We start from the raw sequence: 24,646 nt of genomic DNA on the forward strand, positions 1-24,646 counted from the left end.
CACCCATCGTGTCCGGTCGATGTTGGATGCGTTGAGCCTGGCCAAAATCTCTTTCGGCCGAGCCTAACTGACCTTTTTCCGAACGTCGGCTCTCCACCATCCAAAATGGCCAGGTGGGCGCCGGCTTTCGACGCGAGCTACTGAGCGCCGCAGTCTTTGATCGGTTCCTCCACCGCGACGCAGGTGATCCGCTTATCGCGCCGCACCTCCCACGCTGCCGGCGGGTAGCGTAGGTCCCAATCACGATACCGCTGGGCGTCTTCTGGCCTCAGCGGCAGTCCGTAGAGCTTTGCCATGAGCAGATGCGCCCTGGCGATCGTTCCTCGCAGCTCAGGCCGCTCAACGGCCTCACCTGGAGCAATTCGGAATACCGGTAGAACGTTGCGCAGATCGTCGGCGGCCCCCGCTGGTGCATCAGGCCCGACATCGATCAGGTGCACGTACTCGACGCGCCCGACCGTGCGCTCAGGCATGGCCTCGGCGCCGTAAAGGCGGCCGGTCAGCAGGTCGGTATCGGAAGCCTGCGCGATGCCGGCGGTGAGAAGCAGCGCCAGAATGGCGGCAGGGTAGTTGAAGTTTTTGAGCATGATGCACCTCGAATGAATGGTGCCTGCAATCATGCCGTCACGCAGCAGCTACCTGTCGGCGGGGTTGCTGCATGCCTCTAGCCTGCTGGCGACCACCCCAAACGCTCCAGACTGCACCGCGTCGAGCACGAAGCTGCCCCAGCCGTGGTTGTGCCGCTCACACCGGTAGAGCGCGTGCACGAACCGGCGAACCTCGGCCATCGGCATGCCACCCAGCTGCTCCTGCGGCTGGGTGTTGATTGCTTGGAAGTCGAAGCCATCGGCCGACAGATCGCCGCGCACGAAGCCGGACGTGTAGGCCTGCTCCAGCAGCTCGCCGTAGTTCGGCAGCTCATAGACCTGGTGGGCGTCGCTGATGCTGTCCCCAGTCCACTGCTCCCTCAACACGGCCGCCTCTAGCTGCCTGATCCCAGCTGCGAACGCATGAGCCTGCGTGACGGCCGGCAGTCGCAGCGGCTCCCTCCTTTCTCCCATTTTTCAGACCTCCCGAACAGTCGTGACGCCATGATTCAGTAACTGGACAAGAACTGGTGAGGAACTGGTTAGCCACCAATCGCAGTCCGGCAACTTCATATTATTCCGAGGCTCTACAGAATGTCGACGACTACCCTGCAGGAACAACTTACCGCGGCTCAGGCTGCATTTGATGCTGCCCTCGAGGCCGGCGAGCCTACCCGCTCGCATCGCGAAGCCATCACCCGACTGGAAGCCGAGCTGGCCACCGCTCAGCGCACCGAAGCCGCCGCTTCCAGCCAGCAAATTGCGGATGAGGCCGCCGTGCTTGCCCTCAGCCATGCCGCCAGCATCGAGGATGCCGGTACTGTCGCAGAACTGGAAGCGCTGTCCGCCGCCCCAATAGCCGAGGCGATTGAGTGCGACCCGCTGCTGGCGTCTGCCGCTCTCGACGTAATCAAGGCCCGCAAAGCGCTGGCGCAGGCCTCGAGCGTTCATGGCGAGCTCTGCAAGGCCGTCGACAAGCTCCGCCACACCATCAGCCAGAAGCAAGCGAACCTGGCAAGCATCCTGGGTCGCCGGGCCGCCGGTACTGCCACCGCTGACGATGGGCTCGAAGCCCTAGGCCTGCCGCAGGACATCGCAGACTTGGAGGTTCGCCTGGCCGCTGCCAGTGCTGAAGCCGCAGCTGCCGTCCCGGCCGTCCTGCAAGGCGAGCTGGCTGCCGCAGAGAAGCGTCTCAGCCAGACGCGCGGCACCGTAGGTGTGCGGATCGCTTCTGATCGCCTCGCTCGGGCTGAGCAGCTGTTTCTGGCGCTCTACGCCGAACTGCGAGCCGCCGAACGTGCCAGCGGACAGTACGAGTTCCGCCCCAGTGGCGACTACCGCGCCAACCCCGAAATCAAACGCATCATCAGCCGCCACTGAGGGCCGCCATCATGACAACCACCAATCGCACCTCTCGTGGCCAGTTCGCCCCTGGAGCCAAGGGCAATCCTGCCGGCCGCCCGAAGTTGACCGAGCAGGAGATCGCCACCCGCGCTTGCCTCAAGGAGATCGACGAGGCGACCCCGTTCCTCGTGTCGCGAGCCATTGAGCGGGCCTACAACGGCGAGGCGGAGCTGATGGGGCCAGCCCTGGCGTGCCTGGCCGAGATCATGAAGGCCCGAAACCTGGAGAAGGAGGAGCGCCTGCGGAACGAGGCGCGCCTCCTGCACGAAGAAATGCTTCGCGCAGCCACGACTCCGGCTCCTTCGACCACTTCCCACTGACTTTTACAGGGCCGCCGCCTGGCGCGCGGCCCGAGGTACCCACCATGGGCAAATTTGATCAACTCCTGCGCACCCTTGGCTTCCAGCCGAAGAAGGCAAAGCCGAAGCACCTGATCCTGTTGAGGAAGTCCCTCCCGGTCGAGAAGCCCGAGAAGCTGCGGCCCAAGGATTTGGCCGAGCTGCGCCGCGAGCTGGATGAGGCTGTCATCGCCGGCAAGATCAGCGGCACCGACGCGCGCGACATTTGCCACCAACTGGCCACCGGAAAGCAGGTGCCTGACGACCTGGCCATCCGGTACCTGGCCGCAGTCGGGAGCAATCACTAATGAGCATCAAGATCCCGGTTACGGCCGAGCTGAACCAGCAGGATGTTCAGGCGCAGATCAAGCAGATGGAAGCTGCTCTGAATGACCTGGGCCGCGTTGCCCAGGACGCTGGCCGCCTGCGCTTCACGCCGGTCACCAAGACGACCCTGGACGACATTAAGCGGATGCGCGCTGAGTTCGATGCCATGGTGCGTATGGCGCCCGGTCTGAAACGCGCCCTGGAGGCCGGCGGCCAAGCTGGCAGATCGTTCGACCAGGTGGAGTGGGGCAAGGTCTGGCACGATCCGGCTCAGCGGGCCGGGCACGCCCATTCCATGCTGAGCCGCCTACGGCCCGACTCAGTCGACACTCGCGCCGCCCAGCAACAGCCTTCTGGCGGCTCCGGATCGAACACTCCGGGTCGCCACCGCGACCCGGACGGTGGCAATCGGCCGCCGAGCATTCAGCGTCGCGGCTGGAAGATGGCTGCTGGTAGCGCTGCCGCTGGCATTGCCGGTGGTGTGGCCAGCCAAGTCGGCGGCCTTACGGGTGGGGTTGCGTCGGGCGCACTTGCAGGGGGCTTCGTGGGCGGCGGGATCGGTGCTGCGATCGGTGGCTTGGCCGGAGCACTGACGAGCGTCATCGGCTCACTTGGCGAGGCTCGCGACGCAGCCATCAGCCTGGACACCCTGAAACGCACCCTGGGCGACACCAACATCTCCTTCCAGAGGCTCAGCGACAAGACACACAGCTTGGCAGATGAGTTCAGCCTCAAGGATGACGAGGCGATCGCCCTCACTTCGAGCTACGCGAAGCTCTCCGGGTCGAACAACCAGAACGGCCTTCGCGACGAAGTCGGCGTCGGCGTTGGCTTCTCCCGGTCTTTCGGCCTGGATCCGTCGGCCGGCGTGAATTTCTTCGGTCAGATGCGTGGCATGGGCATCACTCGAAGCGCTGACGACAATAAGCGCCTGGCCCTGCTGATCGGCGAGAGTGTCGCGAAGGCGGGCGAGCTGCCCCGCATGGCGGACGTGATGGCCGGGCTTGGCCGCTACATCGAGAGCACGTCAACGCGCGCCATGAGCGGTGGGAACAGCGAGGCGTGGCTCTCGAAGCTCGCCGGGCTGTCTCAGACCGGCTTGCCAGGGACCTCCCCGGGCGCCTCCAGCAACATGCTGGCTAAGGTCGACAACGCGGTGAGCCAAGGGGGCATTACTGAGGCCGGCAAGAACTTCATGAGCGGCACGCTGCAGAAGGCGCTGGGGCTGAACGCCGTCCAAGCCGAGATGCAGCTTGAGGGCGGTATGTTCGCTAGCGGCCGCTCGACGTTCGGGCCCAACACCGCGATTGGTCGCGATTACCAGAAGCATGGAGTTCCCCTGCCCGAGGCCGCGAACTCGGACAGGACGAACATGGAATTGCTGATGGAGGCGATGGAGCGCGAGTACGCCGGCAAGCCACGGGAGCTGATGCTGAACGCGATGAAAACGCAGTTCGGGCTCAGCTACGGCCAGGCAGCCGCATGGGAAAACGCCGGCTCGGTGAAGGTCGGCGGCCTTGTCAGTCGGCTCACCCGCCTCGGCGTGGATCCCAGCCAAGTCAACTCCACAGGCATCTCCCAGCTCAGCCAGCTCGAAGCCGACAACAAGCTGACCGACGCCCAAAAGGATGCCGCGGCCAAGGACATCGCAGGCAAGAACCAGGAGGACACGGTCGGGTCGGATGCGCGGAAGGCCACGATCGATGGCTCGAACGCCATGGTGCGCCTGGCGGCCGATGGCCTACCCATGCTCAGCTCGATCCAGTCGGGCGTGCTGAAGCTGGCGGGCATGGATGCTCCTTCAACGCCAGAGCAGCGTGCCAGGGAAGCCGATCACCAGGCCCGACTTGGTTCGATCGAGTCGGACCTCGGTAAGAAGAAGGACGCTGCCTGGAAAGAGTATTCCGACAAGGTTCCATTCTGGAAGCGCGGAGCTACTGCATTTCAGAGCAGCGAGGAAGATGCCCTCGGTAAAAAGTACTGGGATGCCAAGCAGGCGTACGACGATGCCGTGGCCGGGGAAGGCCAGCGTTACAAAAAGGACTCGCTCGACAACGTGCCCGCTGGCGTCCCGGAGCTTCACCCGGTGCAGCGCGATGTAGTGACCTCGGGCGCCAATCCTGCCGGCACCGGCTCCACCAGCTCCAAGCCCTTGGATGTCGGCAAGCAGCGCGAGACCATGCGCAGCTACCTCGAGGCGCATCCTGACCTGGCCGCGCGCCTAGAGCGCGAGGATGAGGCGCTGGGCCATGAGAAGGGAACGGCGGCGGCACAACTGTGGCAGGAAAGCCGCTTCAAGAGTGGCGCGGTGAGCAACCAGGGCGCGCTGGGCTTTGCGCAGATGATGCCGGAGAACGTGGCGGCAATGTCCAAGCGGGCCGGCCGTAATCTGGACCCGAGCAACCTCGATGACGCCCTGCTGATGCGGCGCATGCTGATGCAGGACAACCAAGCCAACCCGAACATCGGTCACAACCTGGATCGCGAGCTGATGGCCTACTACGGTGGAGCGTCGGGCAAGGCGTGGGGGCCGAAGACGCGGCAGTACCCGGCCGACGTAAAGCGGTGGATGGGGAGTGTCCCGGACGCTGACCAAGTGCCCGCCATTGAGCAGCGGAAGCGCGAGCAGGAAGCTGCCCGCCGAGATCAGGGCATCAGCGTCAACGTGCACCAGACTGGCGAGTTTATCCTGCGCGACAGCAGCGGCAATCAGGTGGCTCAGGCCGACCTCCAGACAACTGTCGGGAAGCCCGTTGCGAGCGGCACAACCAGCGCCTGGCGCTGATGTAAAGAGGCGCCACGGACGGCGCCTCTCGGGCTCACCGGATGTAATCGGAGGTGCCCTCGACTGTCCGCTTGTTTTCCCACTCCAGCACGTCCTTTTCCTTGTACCCGATCCGGCCGCCATACTTGACGTAACGAGGCCCGATCGACTGCGATCGCCAGTTGGCCAGCGTCCGAACACTCACAATTCCTCCCCAGCGCTCTACGAGATCATGGGGCCTGAGCACTTCCTGACCTGTCTGCATTGCGATGTTCTTCCGTCCGCCTCAGTGATTCCGCCGGTCGTTTGGTGGCGTGCAGTGATGTCTGGAATCGCCGGACGCGTGAGTCAAAAGCACCTGATTGTTCATCTGGTGCTCCACAGCGTTATGCCGCGGATTTTCAAAGAGAATAATTTTTGTGATTAGACCAATCGGGCGCTGTTCGGGCGCAGATCTACTTGCGAACTTCGGCCAGGCACATTGACCGCATGGTGCTGTCCTGGATCGCGTAGCAAGCGCTGGGCTGCTGATGGGCTTTGGCGAGACACCAGGTGCGTGCCTCGGGGTCGCTGACGCCATAGCAGCTGCCGGCATCTGCCGCGGCTGCAGTCATAGCTACCGCAAAACCCGCGATAATCCCTAAAGCCACCCTGTGGATCTTGCGCCCGAACGTAAAGTTTCTCACGGCTAAGCCTCTGTGCTCGTTGAATATTCGATTATAGAGCACCTGACTGAGAGTGATTTTCTTTGTCACGGGGATTGCGCGCAGATCAAAAGGACGCTGGACGATACCTGGGTCGACATGATCGACCCGGTGGAGACCGGCGATGTCACGCAAGATGTTCCTGACACCCAAGGAGTTGAGCGAGCGCTGGAGCGGCAGCATCTGCGTGCGCACGCTTGCGAATTGGCGAACCATGGGCAACGGACCGCGGTACACGAAGATGGGCGGCCGGGTTGTCTACAGGCTGACCGATGTTGAGGAATGGGAGCGCACTAGGAGCGCTCAGAGCACGTCTGAGTACAAGTAGCGCCGCCCTGAGCTGCAAGCCGCGTGACCTGATCACAAGAATGGCCTGATCAGGTCACGTCAATGCGTGACCACGAATGATAAAGCCAGTGTGACCACGCACCGCGGATAGTCGTGAGCCGACCATGAGCACGTCCCCGGACGTGACCATGGAGAATGGCTGTGAAGACCTCGCAAACCCCAAAGCAGCGCCAGAAGACGCGACGAGACAAACTGAAGCTCGCCGGCATCACTCGCATGACCGTGGAGATGGATAAGACCACCGCGCAGATCCTGCGGGCGATCTCCGTCGAGCACGATCGGACCCATGCCCAGGTGATCGAGCTGGGCATCAAGATGGCGCGCAGGGCCCTGGCGGAAGCGGGAGAGCACCGGGCGCCTCGCAGCACCGCCCCTACCCCTGTCACCCCTAATGCCGCCCTCGCTGCTCTGGCTGACCAGCTTGCCGAACTGCAGGCTGGTCAGGATGCGGACGACGAGCCGCCGCCCATGCGCGCCTCGGAGGCCCGAGCAATCAGCCTTGGCCTCGCCAGCATTGAGGTGCGGCCATGAGCGTCGCTGCCGAACCGTGCGCCAGTGGCGTCGAGTACCTGCAGTGGGTGCCCGGCAAACGGCATTTCCGCTGCGAGAAGCTGAGCGCTACCATGAGTACCGGCGACTGCTCCGCCCGTCATACCGCGGCCATTGCCGGCGACGAGCGAGTGTCGGCCTGCCGCTTCTGCCCGATCGGCGCCGTACACGCCGGCAAGGTTGATCCCCTGCAGGCGGCCTCGGCCTCAGCCAAGGTCAAGATCACGGGTCATCCGGACCAGGACACCAGGTGCACGCGCTGTGGCCGCAGCGACCTGCGCCTCATTCATGCGGGTGGCGATATCTGCGTGAGCTGCTGGAACCGACAGCGCGAGTGGAGGATCGGCAGGAACAGCAAAGGCACCGCGCCCAAGACATTCCGGGCGCTCCGATCTCGGCGTGCCGGCATCGTCGTCGATGGTGAGCCCTGCTATCGCGAGGTCGCCGAAACCCAGAATGACGCCGAGGTGCTGGCCAGGTGCATTCGCGAGCTGCCTGACGGCCTCGCCTTCCACGATGAGGTGCCGGGTGTCACCGCATGGAACGAACAGGCGCAGCGTTTCGAGTATCGCGACCGGAATGATCCTGCCAAGGTCATGCTCGAGCTGAGGCATGAAGGGTTGATCCACTACGTCCCTGCGAAGGCTGACAGCCTGCGCCCCGGCGAAGTGGTCGCAGTACCGTTCATGCCCACGTCCCGGATGAGCGTGCATGCCGCGGCGGCCTGGCTCGACATGGACGAGGATGGAGACGGGGCCGCTGTCACCCCCGAGTGGCGTCCGCAAGCCATCGTGTGCTCGGCCTGTGGCGTCGCCCAGGTCCAGGCCAGGACCTTCGCCGGCCGGGTGGAGTGCCGCTGCCCTTCTTGCGGATCGTCCTCCACTGGAACCCTGCCTCGGCTCTCCAGTCGCGTGCTCAGCACTGCCGTGGCTGCTCACCGGCCGGGCGACCGAGCCGACCACAACTACTAACCCATAGCGCCGCCGGATCCGATCTGGCGGTGCCCCTTTCTTGCGACCCTCAACACCCGTTAAAGCTTATGCCCCATGGGTCATCGGACGCAATGCAGCTTTGATTGGTTCACTCGCTTCTGTTCGCAGCTAATCCGCCGGGTATCCTCGCAGGACTGATACTACTTGCGCGATCGAATAAGCTTTCAGGCTCGCTCTCCGAAGTGTCAGACGAACTTCCATTCAACATGCGGGGGTCTTCCCGCATGATTGATGCCTTGAGTTGTGCTATCCGCTCTTCAATTTCCTCCGTTGTGACTTCTATTTGTAGCTTCTCCGCAATGAAGTGCAATCGTGCTTCGCACTCGCGAATCAGCTCCGACCACGTTTTTACCCAAACTATGTGCGTAGGCTTTTCGAGCAGTATGCCTTCAGGACGGTCCTTCTGCGTTATGCGTTCGCGCACTGCGTCATCGTAGTCGCCAGTGACCAAGTAGAAGTTCCAGAAAGTGGAAGTGTTGTAAAAATCAGGCTGAGTTCGAATCGCATTGACATAATCTTCAAGCTGATCAGCCTCCTTCCTGCCAATTTTAAGGGACGGCCTCTTCAGCTCGATAAGAAGGAACTCCCGATGACGCTGTTGCTGATGGGGCACCACGCGTCCAAGGAAAGAGTCGACTCTGCCGATCGAGCCATCGGGCTTCCTCAGGCTAGGTTTCTTGGATTTTTTGCCGGAGAGTTCCTCACTCACTCGTTGCATGATCCGGCTCAAGCCGGTTTCTGCTAGAGTAATGTGAAAGTTCTCGCCAAATATCCACGTGTTTGCTTGCACAAGAACATCGAGCTCTCCTCGCTCCTTGACCGAATGTCGGTGCTTAGGATCGAAGACAATGCTTTTCAGCACTTGAAGGGCGACAACGCGGTCTGATATCAACGTTGATGCAGAGATTATATTACCAAGATTGGTCTTTTGTAGAAGATTTGAGAACTCATCCTGCCTGTTCTTGGGCAAGTTGAATACATGGTGAAGAATATTATGCATCGACTCAGGATTGTGGCGGACGGCCTCGCGCAATAAACCCAGTGTTATTCTCTTGAGCGAGTTTTCGGCTCTTTTGAAGTCTCTCGAATATGAAGTCACCGCGTGAATTGCGATGTCGACAACTTGCCTCTCCCTACGCTCTACCTCATCTTTCGGATCGCCTTCGTACGGGTATACGCCGGCATTTTTTAGCTCTTGAATCAGTTCGCCTGACTTCTCGGCCTGGCGGCTCCGAAAATGATCGCTAAGCACATCTCGAACATGCTCGATGACCTTCGTATAGTCCTGGTCGTTCAAGCCATCCAGCTCTAGAAGATTGGCGTCGGCCATCTCCTGAAAGAACGGGGAGTATGCGTATGCCGAAAATTCAAACCCAGGTGCCGTGACATTCGCCGGTAGTGAGCCGAGCACAACGCCGCTCTGGCCGCCTAAATGGATCTTTCTTCCCCCAACGCTGTGCCTCCACTCAATGACCTTGATCGAGAGGTCGCGGATCGTCCGGGTAGGACCGATTATCGACCTAAGCTCGAACTCACGCGTATGCGTGATGGTGGCACTTGGATCTAGAACTTGCCCGTCATAGCTTAGAACCACGCCTGGATATTGAAGGATGTAAGGTGCGAAAATTGCTGTAAAATCCATCACAGCCTCTTCGCTGGACAACCAGTCGAATGTGTCTTTGAGCGGTGATAATTCTACGCATGTACCAGTGTGTGTATCGTCCTCTCCGAGTTCGAGTTGAGTCACCTCCGACTTGTGTAGCGAAGCTGCTTGGATCTCGATCGAAAGTTTCTTGAGCGCGCCGCTGTCTGCGTATACCGAGCGCCATGATGCACGCTGCGCCACGGAGAAGAAGCGCAGTCTTCCCTGTCCCTCTTTACCGTGTAGCACCCGGTTCAGCCTGGTACGTTGGCTGCTCCGTTTCCACGAAGCACCAAGGTTTTCGTAGTCGGCCAGGGCACGATCGCGGGTAATACCTGTGCCGTTGTCACGGATCAGTATCCCGTCGAGACCGCCAAGGGCGTTTCGAGCAAAGTCGACTGATATCTCGGTGGCATCGGCATCCAGCGCATTCCAGACGAACTCGGCCAATGCCTTTAGTGGGTCGCGAGTTGTCGCAATTTTCTGGAGCGCGTCGTGCTGCGCCTTCAGCTCAAGGATAGCCACCCAACCCTCCCAGGTTGCGGGCAGAAAGGCAGGTGTGAGTTGGGGTGTCAATCGAGATGGCTGCCAAGGAGCATGGCCGGCAAAATGCCTTCAAACCTCGGGCTTGTGACCGCAGCCTAGCCCGAGGTTCAAGTGGCAGCTACTTCGTCAACGCGGGCCAGCAGCGTAGTCCGACCAGGCGCTCATCAGGCTCTGCCGCTTCTCAAACAGATCACCACGACGGTAGGCGGCCTCCACGCTGTTCTCGATAGCGTGCGCCAGAGCCATCTCGCACACGTCGCGCGGGAAGTTGGTGCACTCGGCTGCCCAGTCGCGGAACGTCGACCGAAAGCCGTGTGGGACGAAGTGGCCGAGCCCCATGTCGCGCATGACCTTCAGCATCGTCATGTTGCAGAGTGGCCGGCCGTAATTCCTGCCCGGGAAGACCCAATGCGGATCGTGGCCCTGCTGAGCCTGCAGGATCGCCATCATGGCGAGGGTGAGCGGCACCCGATGCACCCGGCTTCCCTTCATCCGCTCAGCTGGAATCGTCCAGACGCAGCCGTCGAGGTCGATCTCGGACCAAGTGGCGTTCAGCACCTCACTGGAGCGGCAGGCCGTCAGGACGGTGAACTGCAACGCTCGTGCGCCCCCTCCCCTGTAGGTGCTTAGGGCCACCATGAACGCCGGTACGTCCTCACGTGGCATCGCCGGCTGGTTGACGACCTTGCGGACCTTGCTGCGGGCCGGGAGGAGCTTGTCGAGGTGTCCGCGCCAACGAGCCGGGTTCTCGCCGCTGCGATAGTCGTTCGCTTTGGCGGCGTCCAAAATGAGCTCAATGCGCCCCCTCACCCGTGACGCCGTCTCCGGCTTTTTCTGCCAGATTGGCGTTAGGATGGTCAGCACGGCCGCCGTGGTGATCTCGTCGACCCGCTTCGCCCCAATGGTGCGATATGCGTAGGTCTTTAGCGTGCTCGTCCACTGCTCGGCGTGCTTGCCGTTCTTCCAGCCGGCGCGATGAGCGGCGATGTACTCCTCGGCGCACTCGCGGAAGGTAGGCACCTTTGCTGCCTCCTCAAGTCCGGCCTGTTCCGCGGCCCGCTTGGCGTCGAGCGGGTCGATTTTCTGCGCGATCTGCGCCCGGTGTGCTGCCGCGGCGTCCCGCGCACCCTTTAGGCTGATGCTGGGGAACGGCCCCAGGCCCATCTCCCGCCGCTTGCCCTCAAGCTGGTACCGAAACACCCAGCGTTTGGTGGCCCCCTTCCCTATGACGAGCCGAAGCCCCTCCCCGTCTTCATACGTGCCGGCCTCCTTGAGATTGTCGACCTGTTTCGCTGTCAGCTTACCCACGCCATGTTTCCTCGGTGCATCCCCCACTTGATCCCCCACCCAACCCCCGGAAGTTGAGGTTCAGGCGCGGAAAGCAATGGAAGGCGAGTTTCACATTGTGCGAGCAATTTCAGTAGCTTGAAGGAATGATAAGGCGTGACTTGGACAAGCACACCCGGGACACCCCTTCCGCCAGATTCATTCGCCAGGTTTTGGCGGAGCGATGTGAATCAGAAGGGCGTCCGAGTTCGACTCCAACTGTGACGCGCGTTCGCAGGGCGCCGGCAACGGCATGCCGCTATGTGCGGCCCATGGATTGCTTGATACAGCCTCATCATGTTGCAGGATCAACGGTGCGGGTGACCTTTCGGGCGGCTCGAAGGACCCTGAAGGTCCGCGCAGCAGCCCAGGTTGTGGGTCTGGAGCCCGCCAGCCGCGGGGGCCCGGTTTTGCTCCAGGAACAGGCATTCGCGATGGGTGTTGGGGAGCCTCAGAACCGGCCTGCCAGCGTCAGCCGGACGGCGGTTGGCTCGACGGGGTGGAAATGCCGGTCGGCCACGCCCTCGGCCGCCTCGCCCGGAAGCCGGGATGGATAAAAATAGGTGATCTGGTCGGCCTTGGCGTTCGTCAGGTTCAGCACGTCGAGGGCGAGGCTGATCCCGTTCTCGAAATTGTAGCCGATGCGCCCGTTGAGGACCCCGGTGGGCTTCGAGCGCACCGCGTTGTCCTCGATCAAGGGGCGCGGCCCGAAATAGCGCAGGCGCATCGACCCGAACCAGCCGGCTCCCTCCCCGAAGGTGATGCCGGCCGAAGCGATGGTGGTGGGCGCCTCCGGCACGCGGTTGCCGACCGGGTCGTAGTCCGAGAAGCGCGCGTTGGTGATCGTCAGGTCGCCCTCGAGCCTCAGCCACGGGGTGACCGCGTAGCGGTTCGTCCATTCGAGGCCGAAGCGGCGGGTCGGTCGGCTCGGTTCGGTGGTGCCGGTGTCGCCCTGAAACAGGTTCTCGGAGGCGAAGTCGAGCTGGAACAGGGCGAGCGCGGTTTCCAGCCCCGCGATGCTGCGGTTGCGGATGCCGATCTCGGAGCCGGTGGAGGGCACCAGGAAGGGCGCGCGGGCGACGTTGAAGAGGGGGCTCGCCGGATCGACGGTCGCGACCACGCCGCGCACGTCGTTCGAGTGGAAGCCGCCGCCGTAATTCACGTAGAACTCGGTATCGAACCAGGGCCCCAGCACGAGACCGAGCTTCGGGTTGACGATGCCGTCGCGCGCCTTGCCGGAATTGGCCGGCGTGTCGGAGACCACGTCGGCGTAGTAGCCGTCCGCCCGGAAGCCGACGCTGGTGCGCAGCCAGTCGGTCCAGCGCACCCGGTTCTCGACGTAGAAGGCCGCGCTCGCCTCCAGCACCCGGTCGTCGAGCACGGTCGAGCGCCATTGCCGGTTCGTGGTGTTGAACAGCCCGACCCGGATCGCGTCGGTGCGGGTCTGGAGGCCGATCTCGTTCTCCATGGGCAGTCCGAACAGGTCGCCCTGGAACACATGGCTGACCTCGCCGCCGCCGAGGACGCGGCTGTCGCGCTGGTGGAACTGGTCGCCGTTCACCGTATCGGTGAGGAAATAGGTGAAATCGTTGAACAGGTTCATCTGGTAGCGGATCACGTAGGCCGAGGCCCGGGTGATCCCCGTCTCATCCGTCCGGCTCCAGCGGCCCGAGAGCGAGAACCGGCCGGTATCGCCGCCATCGGTCGGGTTGAGGGTGCCGAAGCGGCCGATCAGCCCCTCGGCGACGGCGCGCTCCGGGATCTGGTTGGTGGCGTTCCACCGGGCCCAGTAGGCCATGCCGGTGATGGCGAAGCCGTCGGTCGCGCTGCCCTGGCTGTAGCGGATGACGCCGTTGAGCTTGCCCAGGCGGTCCGGCACCGCCCAGGGCCCGTCATAGACCTGCGCCTCGCCGGCCACGAGCAGGTGGCCCTCGCCCAGCGGCGCCGAGGCAATCGAGAGCGCGCGCCGATAGCCGAACGAGCCGATCGAGGTGAGCGCGAGGTTCCGCTCGACCGTGTCGAGATAGTCGATCCGCACCGAGCCGGCGGAGGCGAAGTCGCCGTCGCGTACGAAGTAGGGCCCCTTGTGGAATTCGACCGCGCCGACGAGTTCGGGGATCAGGAAGTTGAGGTCGGCATAGCCCTGGCCGTGGGCATGGGTGCGCATGTTGACCGGCATGCCATCGACGTGGATCGCGATGTCGGTCCCGTGGTCGAGGTTGAAGCCGCGCAGGAAGAATTGGTTGGCTTTGCCCTCGCCCGAATGCTGCGTGACGATGAGGCCCGGCACCGCTTCGAGCACTTCGCCGGGGCGGGTGACGGGCCGGTTGTTCACCTGCGCGCCCGTGATCACGCCGGCGCTCGCGGAATCGACCGTCGGGAGCGCGCCGCCGATGCCGGTCACGCCGCCGACATAGCCGGGGCTGGCCACGGGCCCCGCGGCGGTGGGCGCCGGGGCATCGGCCGCGACGGTGATCTCGGCGAGCGTCGCCTCGGAGGCGGGGGTCTGCGCGTGGACGATGGCGGGGGCGAGGAGCCAGGCGGGGCCGGCACAGGCCAGGACGGCACAGGCCAGGACGGCACAGGCCGAGGCGGAAAGGCTGCTCGATGCGAGCATTGGGCGGATCAGGGACACGAAGGAACGAGCCTCGGGCGACGGCAGTGGCACGTCACCGCGAACGAGGTCGATCCGGTCGCAAGGGCTGCGCCATCCCGACACCTGCCAGGACACCCCGCCCAGCATGCTTCGCGTGTGACCACGGCTGACGGCAGGTCTCCTGGCTCGCGGGTCGCCGCCCTCGCACCGTCTTCCCGGGTGAGGCACCCAGTGACGTGGTGGTGAAGGGCTCTCCGCTCACAGTTGCGGGGGCAGCCGCGGCATCGGGCAAGCCCTCACCGCGTTCCCTTTTGATCCCCGAAGGGAACCGTCGCTCCGACCCTCGCAGCCGCCAACATCACCGTCAACGCCGCCCGCATCGTCCCGGCCCCAGTGTGTCATGGCGGTGACAGCGCGGGCCCTGCCCTGCCGGGACGCAGCCTGCCGGCGCCCTCCGCAGGCTGAGCTTTCCGGAAACCCGTGACAGGCACGCCCGTGGCGCCGAGGGCGCCGGTCCGGACCAGACCCGGCGCCCTCTCGGTGACGCCAGGTCCGCCTGCATCAGCCGGCTCCGGTCGGCGCCCTGACGGCCGACGCCCCGCCCAGCATCGTCTGAGGCCGCGGATGTGAAACGGGGCTGCTCCAGCGGGGCAAGCCCTGTCGGAACGCCGACGGACACCAGGCCCGGCGTCAAGCCGCGCGGATCTGGCACAAGGTCGATTTCGTCTCCTGCATGCCGGTGACGGGATCGAAGCCGTAGGTTGTGATCGTGTTGACGCTCTCGCCGAGCACCACCGGGTCGGTGCCGGCCGGGTAGTACTGGCGCATGTCCTTGCCCTGGTACCAGCCGGAGAAGTGGAACGGCATGAAGGCCACGCCCCGGCCGACCCGCTCCGTCACCAGGGCCTTGACCTTCGTCTGCGAGCCGTTCTCCGCGCCCAGGACCCAGACCCAGGCGCCGTCCTTGATGCCGCGCTCGGCCGCGTCCCGGGTGTTGATCTCGACGAACATCTCCTGCTGCAACTCGGCGAGCCAGGGGTTCGAGCGCGTCTCCTCGCCGCCGCCCTCGTATTCCACGAGCCGGCCCGAGGTCAGGATGATCGGGAAGTTCTTCGCGATCTCGCGGTCCACCGCGGCCTTCTGCACCGTGAAACCGATATTGGGCATCCGGAACTGGCGCTCGTCGGGCCGGGTCGGGTACTTTGCCACGAGGTCGGGGCGGGGCGTGTAGATCGGCTCGCGGTGGACCGGCACCGGGTCGGGCAGGTTCCAGGCATTCGCCCGCGCCTTCGCGTTCCCGTAATGCATGACGCCGTGGTCGAGGCAGACGCGCTGGATGCCGCCCGAGAGGTCGGTGGCCCAGCTCACCGCGTCGATCGTGTTGCCGCCGACGCGCGTGATGACCGCCATCTCCTCGGCGGTCAGGTCCTTGTCCCAGCCGAGCTTCCTCATCACCGCCATGGTGAATTCAGGGTACCCGTCCGTGAGCTCCGATCCGACGGAATAGGAATCCTCGGCCAGCAGCGTCTGGCCGTTGCGCTCCACGCCGAAGCGGGCGCGGAACGTGCCGCCGCCATCCTTCACGTGCAGAGCCGTGTTGTAGAGGACGGCCGAGCCCGGATGGCGGATCTCGGGCTTGCCCCAGCAGGGCCAGGGCAGGCCGTAATAATCGCCGCCGACCTCCGGATCGTCCTTCGGGGCGCGCAAGGTCACGAGGTCGAACTTGGCCTGGTTCTTCATGTGCGCCTTGAGCCGCTCCGGGCTCTGGCCGCAATAGCCGGTGGACCAGCCGCCGCGGTTGATCTCGCGCAGGATATCCTCGGCCAGGGGCACGTTGTTCTCGACCTTGATGTTCTTGAACATCGAGTCGGCGAAGCCGAGCTTCTTGGCCAGAAGATACAGGAATTCGTAGTCGTTCTTCGACTCGAAGGCCGGCTTCACGATCTGCTCGCCCCATTGCAGCGAGCGGTTCGAGGCCGTGCGGCAGCCATCCATCTCCAGCGAGGTGCAGATCGGCAGGAGGTAGGTCCCGTCCTTGCGCGCATCGAGGGCTGCGAAGGTGGTCGGGTGCGGGTCGGCGATGACGAGCAGGTCGAGCCGGTTCAAGCCGTTCAAGGCCTCGGGCAGCCGCGTGACGGTGTTGCCGCCGTGACCCGAGATCATCATGGCGCGGATCGGGCTCTTCTGGTCGACCTGGTCGGCCGGCAGGTTCACCGCATCGAACCAGCGCGTCGAGGTGATACCCGGCGCCTCCATGCTCTCCTTGCGCGAGCGCGCCTTGCGGCCGGCCTGGGCCGGCACTTCGTCGAAGCGCGATTGCAGCCAGTCGTACTCGACCTCCCAGACGCGGGCCCAATGCTTCCAGCCGCCTTCGACGAGCCCGTAATAGAGCGGCAGCGACGTCACATCGAGGCCGAGATCGGTCGCGCCCTGAACGTTGGTGTGTCCGCGGAAGATGTTGGCGCCGGTGCCCGGCTTGCCGACATTGCCGGTGGCCAGGCAGAGGATGCACAGAGCCCGGACATTGGCGGTGCCGACCGTGTGCTGGGTCGCGCCCATGCACCAGATCAGCGTCGAGGGCTTCTCCTTGGCAAAGAGCTCGGCGACGCGCTTGAGCTGCTCGCCCGGAACCCCGGAGACCCGCTCGACCTCCTCGGGCGTCCACTTGGCGACTTCCTTGCGGACGTCGTCCATGCCGTAGACGCGCTGGCGGATGAAGTCCTTGTCCTCCCAGCCGTTCTGGAAGATGTGCCAGAGCATGCCCCAGGCGACCGGAATGTCGGTGCCGGAGCGGATCCGCACGTACTCGGTCGCATGCGCGGCGGTGCGCGTGAAGCGCGGGTCGATGACCACGAGGTTGGCGCGGTTGATCTCCTTGCCGGCCAGGATGTGCTGCATCGAGATCGGGTGCGCCTCGGCCGGGTTGCCCCCCATGATGATCATGGTCCTGGCATTGCGCAGGTCGTTGTAGGAATTGGTCTGGGCGCCGTAGCCCCAGGTGTTGGCCACGCCCGCCACCGTGGTCGAGTGGCAGATGCGAGCCTGATGGTCGGTGTTGTTGGTCCCCCAGAAGGCGCCGAACTTCCGCAGCAGATAGGCCGCCTCGTTGGTGTACTTGGCCGAGCCCAGCCAGTAGACGGCGTCGGCGCCGTTCGCCTCGCGGATCTCGAGGAGCTTGTTGCCGACCTCCTCGATGGCCTGATCCCACGCGATGCGGTGCCATTGCCCGCCTGCGAGCTTCATCGGGTATTTCAGGCGCCGGTCGCTGGTCACGAGTTCGCGAATGGCCGCGCCCTTGGCGCAATGCGTGCCGCGGTTGATAGGGCTTGCCCAGGACGGCTCCTGGCCGACCCAGACGCCGTTCACGACCTCGGCGGTGACCGTGCAGCCCACCGAGCAATGGGTGCAGATGTTCCTCCTGATGGTCACGTCAGGCCCGCCGACCGCGGTGCCGGCGGCGTCGGCCTTGCGCACCGACCCGAGCTGGATCGCGCCGGCCGCCGCGAGGCCTCCGGCCACGAGACCGGACCGGCGCAGGAAGCTGCGCCGGTCGAGGGCCGGTGCGGCCGCCTCCCGTGGAAGCACCGCAGGCCCCGCTGGACGGGCCTCACTGGTTCTGCGCTTGATCAGCATGCAGGCCGCTCCTCAGCTGCGATGAGGCCGTTGACGCGAGGAACCTGGCCGCTCTGACGGCGCGACCAGGCCCGTCCGTCCTGATGCGGGCCCAGTCTCCACATGATCCGGGCCGGTTGCGGCGCGAAGTATTCCCGAGGCTCGGATCGCCCGCATTAACCTGCGGCGGGATCAAGGGTTTTGGCGGCGCCGAGCCGTCGCGGCGACCCGCCGTGAGATCAGTGCCGCCACCGCCCGCGTGGCCCCTGCGACAGTGCGCACGGAAACGGTGTCGGGCTTCTGCGGTTTCTCACCCGTGGGATCAGGAGCCTCCATGAAATCGGACGACACGACGCACGCGCGCAATCCCCTTTCCCGCCGCCAGCTCGTCGGCGGCGTCGGCAGCGGCCTTGCCATCGCGGCGGCGGGCGCGGCGGCGGCGCAGGAGCCGGCCGCCGCGCCCCTCGTCGACCCGATCAGCAAATATCCGAAGCCGCCCTTCGCCCGGCAGTCGCAACCCTGGCCGGGCTTGGCCGGCCGCATGGACCCGAAGCCCGATCACGGCGAGACGAGCTATCGCGGGTCCGGGCGGCTCGCGGGCCGCAAGGCGCTCATCACCGGCGGCGATTCCGGCATGGGGCGGGCGGCGGCCATCGCTTTCGCCCGCGAGGGGGCCGACGTCGCGATCAACTACCTCCCGGACGAGGAAGCGGATGCGCGCGAGGTCATCGCCCTGATCGAGGCGGCCGGCCGCAAAGGCCTCGCGATTCCCGGTGATCTGCGCGACGAAACCTTCTGCCGCGACCTGGTCGCGCGGGCCGTGCAAGGGCTGGGCGGCCTCGACATCGTGGTCAGCAACGCGGGCCGTCAGCAGGCCCACGCCTCGATCCTCGACATCTCCAGCGAACAGTTCGACTGGACGATGAAGACCAACATCTACGCGCCGTTCTGGATCATCAAGGCGGCTCTGCCCCACCTGAAGCCCGGGGCGACGATCATCGCGACCACATCCGAACAGGCGACCGATCCGACCCCCGATCTCTACGATTACGCGCAGACCAAGGCGGCGACGACGAACTTCGTGCGCTCGCTCGGCAAGCAGCTCGCCGCCAAGGGGATCCGGGTCAACGGCGTCGCGCCCGGGCCGATCTGGACGCCGTTGCAGGTATCGGGCGGCGCCTCGCCGGAGAAGCTGGAGAAATTCGGCGCTCAGACCCCCTTCGGGCGCCCCGGCCAGCCGGGCGAACTCGCCGGCATCTACGTGCAGCTTGCAGCAGCCGACGCCAGCTACGCGACAGGACAGGTCTATGGTGCCGCCGGTGGCGGCGGGCTGCCCTGACGGGCGCGACCACGCGCGGCGTTCGCCCGCGCGGCGTTCGCCCGCCCGCGCGGCGTGGGCCGGGGGCTCGTGACGCGCCGGAGTGACTTGCTGAGCGACTTGCCCGACTGACTTGCCCGACTGACTTGCCCGAGCCGCGCCTCAGGAACAGGATTCCGGACGCCGACGCGGAAGGTCTCCGTCAGGCAACGCCGAGCGTCCCGCGCGCCCCGTCATGGGGCGTCGACAGCTCCTCGGGCGTCAGGAACGCGGCCAGGTCCGCCGCCTCGAGGAACGGGCGGATCTCGACCTCGCTCGGGCCCGGCATGGGATTGGGGCAGCGCCTCGCCCAGGCGACGGCCTCGTCCATGTCCTTGACCTCCCAGATCGAGAAGCCGGCGACCAGGTCGCGGGTCTCGGCGAACGGCCCATCGATGATGGTGCGGCTGAGACCGTCGAAGGCGATGCGCTTGGCCTCGGCGGTGTTCTTGAGGCCGGCGGCGGCAACGAAGACGCCGGCCTCGACCAGTTCCTCGGTGAACCGGTCCATCGCCCGGAACGCCTCCGGCGTGGGGGGCGTGCCGCTCTGGCTGTCCTGGGCGGTCTTCATGAACACCATAACCCGCATCGTCCGTCTCCCGGTTCGAGGCGCCGCCGGCGCCTCATCAGGATGACGAACGAGCCTGTCGGACTCCGACAGCGTTCTGCGAATTTTTCCCCGCCGCTCGCAGCGCCCGGCAGGCACGGCCGCCTCGACAGGATCTGGGCCGAGGGCCGTCACTCCGCCGACGGGCGAGCCGCGTGGACCGGACGGTGGCCGAGCCGCTGTTGCGACCCGCGCGCGCGCCGGTGCTCACGGGGGGCGTCGCGGTCGCTCAGCGCGATGACCGCGAGCTCCCCGAGACCGAGGGCCGCGAGCAGCAGACGGTCTCTCACGGGCTCGTCCTGCAGCAGGGCAGCCGCCCCCACGAATGTGAGCGCGCCCACCGCATCGCAGGCGAGGTGGCTGCGCATGGGGATGCTCGGCACGAGGCCGCCCTCGTAGCGGGTCAGCACGGTGTAGCCGTAGTGCCAGACGGGGCCGGCCCGCATGATCCGCCGGGTCATCCGCCCGCGCCGGGGCGAGAGGGAGAGCGCCGCGATCGCGGCGGGCAGAAGATAATCGGCGAGCGCATGCAGCCGGGTGGGGATCATCGTGTTGCCCTCTCGTCCGAGGCGGCTCAGGACGTCTTCCCGTCGGGAGGGGTTCCGGAGGACGAACTCGCATCGCTCAGGTGCCGCAGCGTCTCGGGCGGCGTCTCGGCCTCGGTCGCCTCGACGGAGGCGATGCTGCCGCCCGCCACGGAATCGAGCCGCGCATGACCCGAGGCAATGCGGGCTGTCTCGGCCTGCCAGCTCGGATCGGTCTCCAGCGCCTTCTGAAGCTCGGCCGGCCGGCCGACGTCGCGGGCCTCGTCCTGGCCGAGATCCTGGCCGTTCCGATCGGCATAGGCGTCGAACGCGCGCAGGTTCGGGCGCGCCGTGCGCGGCGGATTGTCCTTGTCCTGGCTCATGATCGCTTCTCCTGTGTCGGTGTGTTGCGTCGCCAATGTCGGGTGAACGGCCTGCCGCCCGTCACCGCCACGGCCGTGGAGGCGTCGCTCGATTCAGGGCGGCTCGGGAGGTTCTGTCAGCCGGGATTCCTCGCCGGGATCGAGAGCATGACGAGACGCGCAGCCCAGGACCCATCGCGCGTCTCTGAGGGAGAAGAACCGGCGTCACCTGACAGCATACTGAGGCCGACCCAGGCATCGCTTGCGGCGCACGAGCACGGTTGCGACGACGCGGCCTATGCTCGGACAACCCGCTTCGCCCCGCATTGTTTCGGGCCTGCGGGTGGATGGCCAGGATGGGCTGACCCGGACCTGCGCGTCAGGCGAGCCAGGGCGGCCCGCGCAACGGCGATGTGCAGAGGGCGCTTCAGCGTCGCGCCGTCGCCAAACCACGCTGATGACTGTCGTGCGGTGCGTCGTGGTGATTCCGGACTTCGTTTCCGGGAATTTTACTTAAGTTAATCTTTCGATGCGCCGCAGCGGAATGAACTTGCGGCATGCGCGCGTCGTTGCCTACGACGTCGAGGAGCGTGACGTCCGTGGCGGGCAGGATGCGCCGGCATCCGGTCGTGTCCTGAGAGGGCCCAACGCGGCTCTCAATCCGCCGCGGGAGACGACGCGTCGGCGCAGGTCCTGACTGAAGGCTGACCATGCCCCCGTCCGCCGGCCGCAGCTCCCTGACCGACCTCCTGCGGCAGAATGCTGAGCCATTGCCCAGCCCGGAGGAGGCTGAGTTTGGGGCGCATTTCGGCCGGTTCGGGGATGCCAGGATCGTGCTGCTCGGCGAGGCCACGCATGGCACGGCCGAGTTCTATCGGGCGCGCGCGGCCATCACGCAGCACCTGATCGAGCAGCACGGCTTCCGCATCGTGGCGGTCGAGGCGGATTGGCCGGATGCGGCCCATATCGACCGCTACATCCGGCACCGGGCCGACACGCCGTTCCCGGAGGATGCCTTCACGCGCTTCCCCACCTGGATGTGGCGCAACACGGACATGCTGGATTTCGCGCACCGGCTCCGCGCGCTCAATGGCCGGCGCGAGGCGCGCGACCAGGTGCAGTTCCGCGGCCTCGACGTCTACAGCCTGGGAGCCTCCATGCAGGCCGTGCTGCGCTACCTCGATGAGGTCGATCCCGGCGCGGCGCGGCAAGCCCGGGACCGTTACGGCTGCCTGACGCCGTGGCACGCCAAGCCAGAACGGTATGGCCGCGACGTGATGTTCGGGGCCAAGCATCCCTGCGAGACCGCGGTCACCGAGATCCTGCGCGACCTGCAGGAGAAGCAGCGGACCTATGCCGCGCAGGATCCCGAGGCATATCTCGATGCCGCGCAGAACGCCCGCATCGTCCGGGCGGCCGAGCACTATTACCGCATCCTGTATCGAGGCTCGGTGGAATCCTGGAATATTCGCGACCGGCACATGTTCGAGACGCTCCAGACCCTGATCGGCAGAGGGGACAAGGCGGTGGCCTGGGCGCACAACGCGCATGTCGGCAACGCGGCCGCGACGGCGATGGGCTGGGAGGGCGAGTTCAACATCGGCGAGCTGGCCAGGACCGCCTACGGCGACGCGGCGGTGCTGATCGGCTTCGGGACGGATCGCGGCACGGTGGCGGCGTCGGACGATTGGGATGCGCCGATGCGCGTCCTGTCGGTTCGGCCCGCGCGAGCCGACAGCCATGAGGCTTGCTTCCGCGATGCCGGCCACGCGTGCAGCCTGACCGATCTTCGCGGCCCGCGAGCAAACGCGCTGCGCGAGGCCTTGACGCGACCGCGCCTGGAGCGCGCGATCGGGGTGGTCTACCGCCCCGAGACCGAGCTCTCGAGCCACTACTTCGAAGCCATCCTGCCGGAGCAATTCGACGCCTACGTCTGGTTCGCGGAGACCCGGGCCGTCACGCCGCTGCAGGTCACCGAAGCGCTTCCGGGCGAGAGCGAAACCTATCCGACCGGTTTATAGCGGACCGGTGCTGTCCTGCGGCGTTGCAGTCTTGCGGCGTTGCAGTCTTGCGGCGTCGAACGACGAAGCCGAGAGCCGATGCGGTCTCGACCCGGGAGACATCACGATCGCGGGCCACGCGGTCGCCCGGGCCGGTTCGGCGCGAGGCATGACGGTGATCCGCGCCAGGACAGCATCCGGATCGCGGTACTTGCGGATTGACCTACCTCAATGCGCTCTCCCGGCATCTGCGCACAATGTCAGGGATGGTCCGTGACCCCCCTCACCCCGATGAGGCCGAGCTCCGGGATCTGCTGCTCCTGCTGTCGGTTCAGGAGCGCAGGGCACGCCGCGCGTATGGACGCCGCGCCGAGAGATCGGCCATGCTGGGCTTCCTGGACTGGTTCCGTCAGGCCGCCGCGGCGACGTGGCGCCATCGCAGGGCAAAGCGGGCGATCCTGACATGGATGCGCCTGCGCGCCCGGCCGGTTGGCTCCGTGCCGCAGATCCAGCCCGAGCGCGCCGGCAGGATGGCCAGGATGATCCTCGCTGGCTGTCCCGCGCAGGCGCAGCGCCTGCGGTGCCCGGTCCACTGGGCCCGGCTGGATAATCTGGATTGGCGCGTTCCGATCGAGGCCCAAACCTGCACCGGCTGCTCCGCGCCGAACCGCGGCCTCGGACAGCCGCATGGCAGGCCGTGACGCCCGCCGCCCGCGACCCGGAGGGTGGAGGCCCTTGGCCGGGCGGAGGCGCTATTGCGGAGATTGGCGAGCCGGTGCCCGCGGCGGAACCGTGATGAGGCGCGCGCCTCGGCGATAGGTCAGGTAGCGCCAGAGCCACTGGAGCGACACGCGCACCCGTTGGGCAAAGTCCACTAGGAGCACGACATGCACCGCGGCCCAGAGCAGCCAGGCCACGAAGCCCTTGAGGCGCCGCTGTCCTCCGAAATCGAAGATCGCGGCGTGGCGACCCACGATGGCGGCATTGCCGCGGTTGTGGAAGGCGAAGGGCGGCAGGGCCGTTCCGTGCAGCAGGTTCTCCCGCAAGGCCCGGCCGAGATGGCTGCCCTGCTGCTGGGCAACCTGAGCCAATCCAGGCAGGGGTTGGCCTGCCGCATCGAGGCAGAGCGCGGTATCGCCGAGCGCGTACACGTCGGGAACGCCGGTCACCGACAGGTCCGCCGACACGGGAATGCGCCCGCTCCGGTCCGCCTCGATCCCCAGCCAGGTCGCGGCCGGTGAGGCGCGAACGCCTGCGCCCCAGATGATGGTGGCGGCCGGGATATGGGATCCGGCGATGGAGACGCCGGTGGCGTCGATGTCCTGCACCGGGTGCCCGGTCATCACCGTGACGCCGAGGCGCTCGAGGGAGCGCTGCGCGTAGGAAGCCAGATTCTCAGGAAAGGCCGTGAGCAGGCGCGCGCCCGCCTCGATCAGGATGACGCGCGCGGTCGTCGGATCGATGCGCCGGAAGTCGCGCGCCAGCGCATGGCGGGCCAGCTCCGCGATCGAGCCGGCCATCTCGACGCCCGTCGGACCGCCGCCGACGACCACGATGGTCATCAGCCGCTCACGCGCAGCCGGATCGCTCGATCGCTCGGCCAGCTCGAAGCCCTCCAGCACGCGGGTGCGGATGGTGCGCGCCTCCTCGATGCTCTTCAGCGAGGGGGCGTGCGCAGCCCATCGATCGTTGCCGAAATACGTGCTGGTCGAGCCGGTCGCGATGACGAGGCGACCATAGGCGATCGGGTCACCCTCCGTGAGCCGAACCTGCTTTCCCGCGACATCGATACCCGCGACTCGGCCCATCACGACGGTGATGTTGGGATAGCGCGCCAGGATATGGCGGATGGGCTCGGCGATATCGGCCGGCGACAACGCGGCCGTCGCGACCTGGTACAGCAGGGGAACGAACAGGTGGTAGTTGTTGTGGTCGATCAACGTGACCGGCACGTCCGATCCGGCCAGGGCCTTGGCGACCGCGAGGCCGCCGAAACCTGCGCCCACGATGACCACGGGCGGCGAAGCAGGTTGATCCGAGGGAGGCTGTTCCATCATCGAG

21 protein-coding genes and 1 riboswitch are annotated in these 24,646 nt (G+C 65.7%); of the genes, 9 read left to right on the forward strand and 12 right to left on the reverse strand.

The genetic code is table 11. The annotated features are described in order from the left end of the window. Positions 1-137 precede the first annotated feature (137 nt). Complete coding sequence (locus F6X53_RS24235; protein ID WP_151003129.1) at positions 138-587, reverse strand: HNH endonuclease family protein; 450 nt, start codon at positions 585-587, stop codon at positions 138-140. Between the two features lie 48 nt (positions 588-635). Then, positions 636-974 (reverse strand): hypothetical protein, encoded by a 339-nt coding sequence (locus F6X53_RS24240; protein ID WP_151003131.1) that lies wholly within the window; start codon positions 972-974, stop codon positions 636-638. Between the two features lie 207 nt (positions 975-1,181). Between F6X53_RS24240 and F6X53_RS24245 the strand changes: the two genes are divergently transcribed. From F6X53_RS24245 to F6X53_RS24260, 4 genes are read left to right on the forward strand one after another with little or no spacing between them, the layout of a single operon-like run. Then, the gene (locus F6X53_RS24245) at positions 1,182-1,967 is read left to right on the forward strand and encodes a hypothetical protein (RefSeq protein ID WP_151003133.1); all 786 of its coding nucleotides are present in this window, start codon (positions 1,182-1,184) and stop codon (positions 1,965-1,967) included. Positions 1,968-1,978: 11 nt separating this feature from the next. Further along, entirely contained in the window at positions 1,979-2,311 is a 333-nt protein-coding gene (locus F6X53_RS24250) for a hypothetical protein (protein ID WP_151003135.1), read from the forward strand. A 44-nt stretch (positions 2,312-2,355) separates the two neighbouring features. Next, positions 2,356-2,637, forward strand: a complete 282-nt coding sequence (locus tag F6X53_RS24255; RefSeq protein WP_151003137.1) for a hypothetical protein — start codon at positions 2,356-2,358, stop codon at positions 2,635-2,637. Continuing rightward, positions 2,637-5,441, forward strand: a complete 2,805-nt coding sequence (locus tag F6X53_RS24260) for a lytic transglycosylase domain-containing protein (protein ID WP_151003139.1) — start codon at positions 2,637-2,639, stop codon at positions 5,439-5,441. Before F6X53_RS24255 ends, F6X53_RS24260 begins: the two co-directional genes overlap by 1 nt. A gap of 34 nt (positions 5,442-5,475) precedes the next feature. Here F6X53_RS24260 and F6X53_RS24265 read toward each other — a convergent pair whose 3' ends face one another. Together F6X53_RS24265 and F6X53_RS32635 are read right to left on the reverse strand one after the other, a co-directional pair. Beyond that, positions 5,476-5,685 (reverse strand): helix-turn-helix transcriptional regulator, encoded by a 210-nt coding sequence (locus tag F6X53_RS24265; protein WP_151003141.1) that lies wholly within the window; start codon positions 5,683-5,685, stop codon positions 5,476-5,478. Positions 5,686-5,875: 190 nt separating this feature from the next. Then, the gene (locus F6X53_RS32635; protein ID WP_191970977.1) at positions 5,876-6,340 is read right to left on the reverse strand and encodes a hypothetical protein; all 465 of its coding nucleotides are present in this window, start codon (positions 6,338-6,340) and stop codon (positions 5,876-5,878) included. Between the two features lie 267 nt (positions 6,341-6,607). Here F6X53_RS32635 and F6X53_RS24280 point away from each other — a divergent pair, with 267 nt between their 5' ends. Beyond that, entirely contained in the window at positions 6,608-7,003 is a 396-nt protein-coding gene (locus tag F6X53_RS24280; protein WP_151003145.1) for a hypothetical protein, read from the forward strand. Further along, on the forward strand, positions 7,000-7,992 hold the full coding sequence (locus F6X53_RS24285) for a hypothetical protein (RefSeq protein WP_151003147.1): 993 nt from the start codon (positions 7,000-7,002) through the stop codon (positions 7,990-7,992). The genes F6X53_RS24280 and F6X53_RS24285 overlap by 4 nt, the downstream gene beginning before the upstream one ends. A gap of 109 nt (positions 7,993-8,101) precedes the next feature. Here the strand turns inward: F6X53_RS24285 and F6X53_RS24290 are convergent, their stop codons facing one another. The 4 genes from F6X53_RS24290 to F6X53_RS24305 form a co-directional block, all read right to left on the reverse strand. Beyond that, positions 8,102-10,180, reverse strand: a complete 2,079-nt coding sequence (locus tag F6X53_RS24290) for an ATP-binding protein (RefSeq protein WP_151003149.1) — start codon at positions 10,178-10,180, stop codon at positions 8,102-8,104. Positions 10,181-10,327: 147 nt separating this feature from the next. Beyond that, positions 10,328-11,509 (reverse strand): tyrosine-type recombinase/integrase, encoded by a 1,182-nt coding sequence (locus F6X53_RS24295; RefSeq protein WP_151003151.1) that lies wholly within the window; start codon positions 11,507-11,509, stop codon positions 10,328-10,330. Positions 11,510-11,978: 469 nt separating this feature from the next. Next, positions 11,979-14,144 carry a TonB-dependent receptor gene (locus F6X53_RS24300; RefSeq protein ID WP_151003153.1) on the reverse strand — a complete coding sequence of 722 codons (2,166 nt, stop codon included), beginning with the start codon at positions 14,142-14,144 and terminating at the stop codon, positions 11,979-11,981. Between the two features lie 133 nt (positions 14,145-14,277). Beyond that, positions 14,278-14,471: riboswitch (cobalamin riboswitch) on the reverse strand. Between the two features lie 342 nt (positions 14,472-14,813). After that, on the reverse strand, positions 14,814-17,756 hold the full coding sequence (locus F6X53_RS24305; RefSeq protein ID WP_151003155.1) for a formate dehydrogenase subunit alpha: 2,943 nt from the start codon (positions 17,754-17,756) through the stop codon (positions 14,814-14,816). A gap of 313 nt (positions 17,757-18,069) precedes the next feature. Between F6X53_RS24305 and F6X53_RS24310 the strand changes: the two genes are divergently transcribed. Then, the gene (locus tag F6X53_RS24310) at positions 18,070-19,074 is read left to right on the forward strand and encodes an SDR family oxidoreductase (protein WP_151003158.1); all 1,005 of its coding nucleotides are present in this window, start codon (positions 18,070-18,072) and stop codon (positions 19,072-19,074) included. 181 nt (positions 19,075-19,255) lie between these two features. Here F6X53_RS24310 and F6X53_RS24315 read toward each other — a convergent pair whose 3' ends face one another. The 3 genes from F6X53_RS24315 to F6X53_RS24325 form a co-directional block, all read right to left on the reverse strand. Beyond that, a complete protein-coding gene (locus F6X53_RS24315; protein WP_151003160.1) occupies positions 19,256-19,681 on the reverse strand; it encodes a YciI family protein in 426 nt (141 codons plus the stop codon). 149 nt (positions 19,682-19,830) lie between these two features. Next, complete coding sequence (locus F6X53_RS24320; RefSeq protein ID WP_238298336.1) at positions 19,831-20,247, reverse strand: hypothetical protein; 417 nt, start codon at positions 20,245-20,247, stop codon at positions 19,831-19,833. A 26-nt stretch (positions 20,248-20,273) separates the two neighbouring features. Beyond that, positions 20,274-20,606, reverse strand: coding sequence for a hypothetical protein (locus F6X53_RS24325; RefSeq protein WP_151003162.1), 333 nt, complete (start codon positions 20,604-20,606; stop codon positions 20,274-20,276). A gap of 689 nt (positions 20,607-21,295) precedes the next feature. Here F6X53_RS24325 and F6X53_RS24330 point away from each other — a divergent pair. Both F6X53_RS24330 and F6X53_RS24335 read left to right on the forward strand, forming a co-directional pair. Further along, the gene (locus tag F6X53_RS24330; RefSeq protein WP_151003164.1) at positions 21,296-22,606 is read left to right on the forward strand and encodes an erythromycin esterase family protein; all 1,311 of its coding nucleotides are present in this window, start codon (positions 21,296-21,298) and stop codon (positions 22,604-22,606) included. Between the two features lie 362 nt (positions 22,607-22,968). After that, positions 22,969-23,286, forward strand: a complete 318-nt coding sequence (locus F6X53_RS24335) for a hypothetical protein (protein ID WP_151003166.1) — start codon at positions 22,969-22,971, stop codon at positions 23,284-23,286. A 51-nt stretch (positions 23,287-23,337) separates the two neighbouring features. Here the strand turns inward: F6X53_RS24335 and F6X53_RS24340 are convergent, their stop codons facing one another. Next, positions 23,338-24,591, reverse strand: a complete 1,254-nt coding sequence (locus F6X53_RS24340; protein WP_238298338.1) for an NAD(P)/FAD-dependent oxidoreductase — start codon at positions 24,589-24,591, stop codon at positions 23,338-23,340. Positions 24,592-24,646: the final 55 nt, after the last annotated feature.

Source organism: Methylobacterium soli (genome assembly GCF_008806385.1).
Classification (GTDB): Bacteria; Pseudomonadota; Alphaproteobacteria; order Rhizobiales; family Beijerinckiaceae; genus Methylobacterium; species Methylobacterium soli.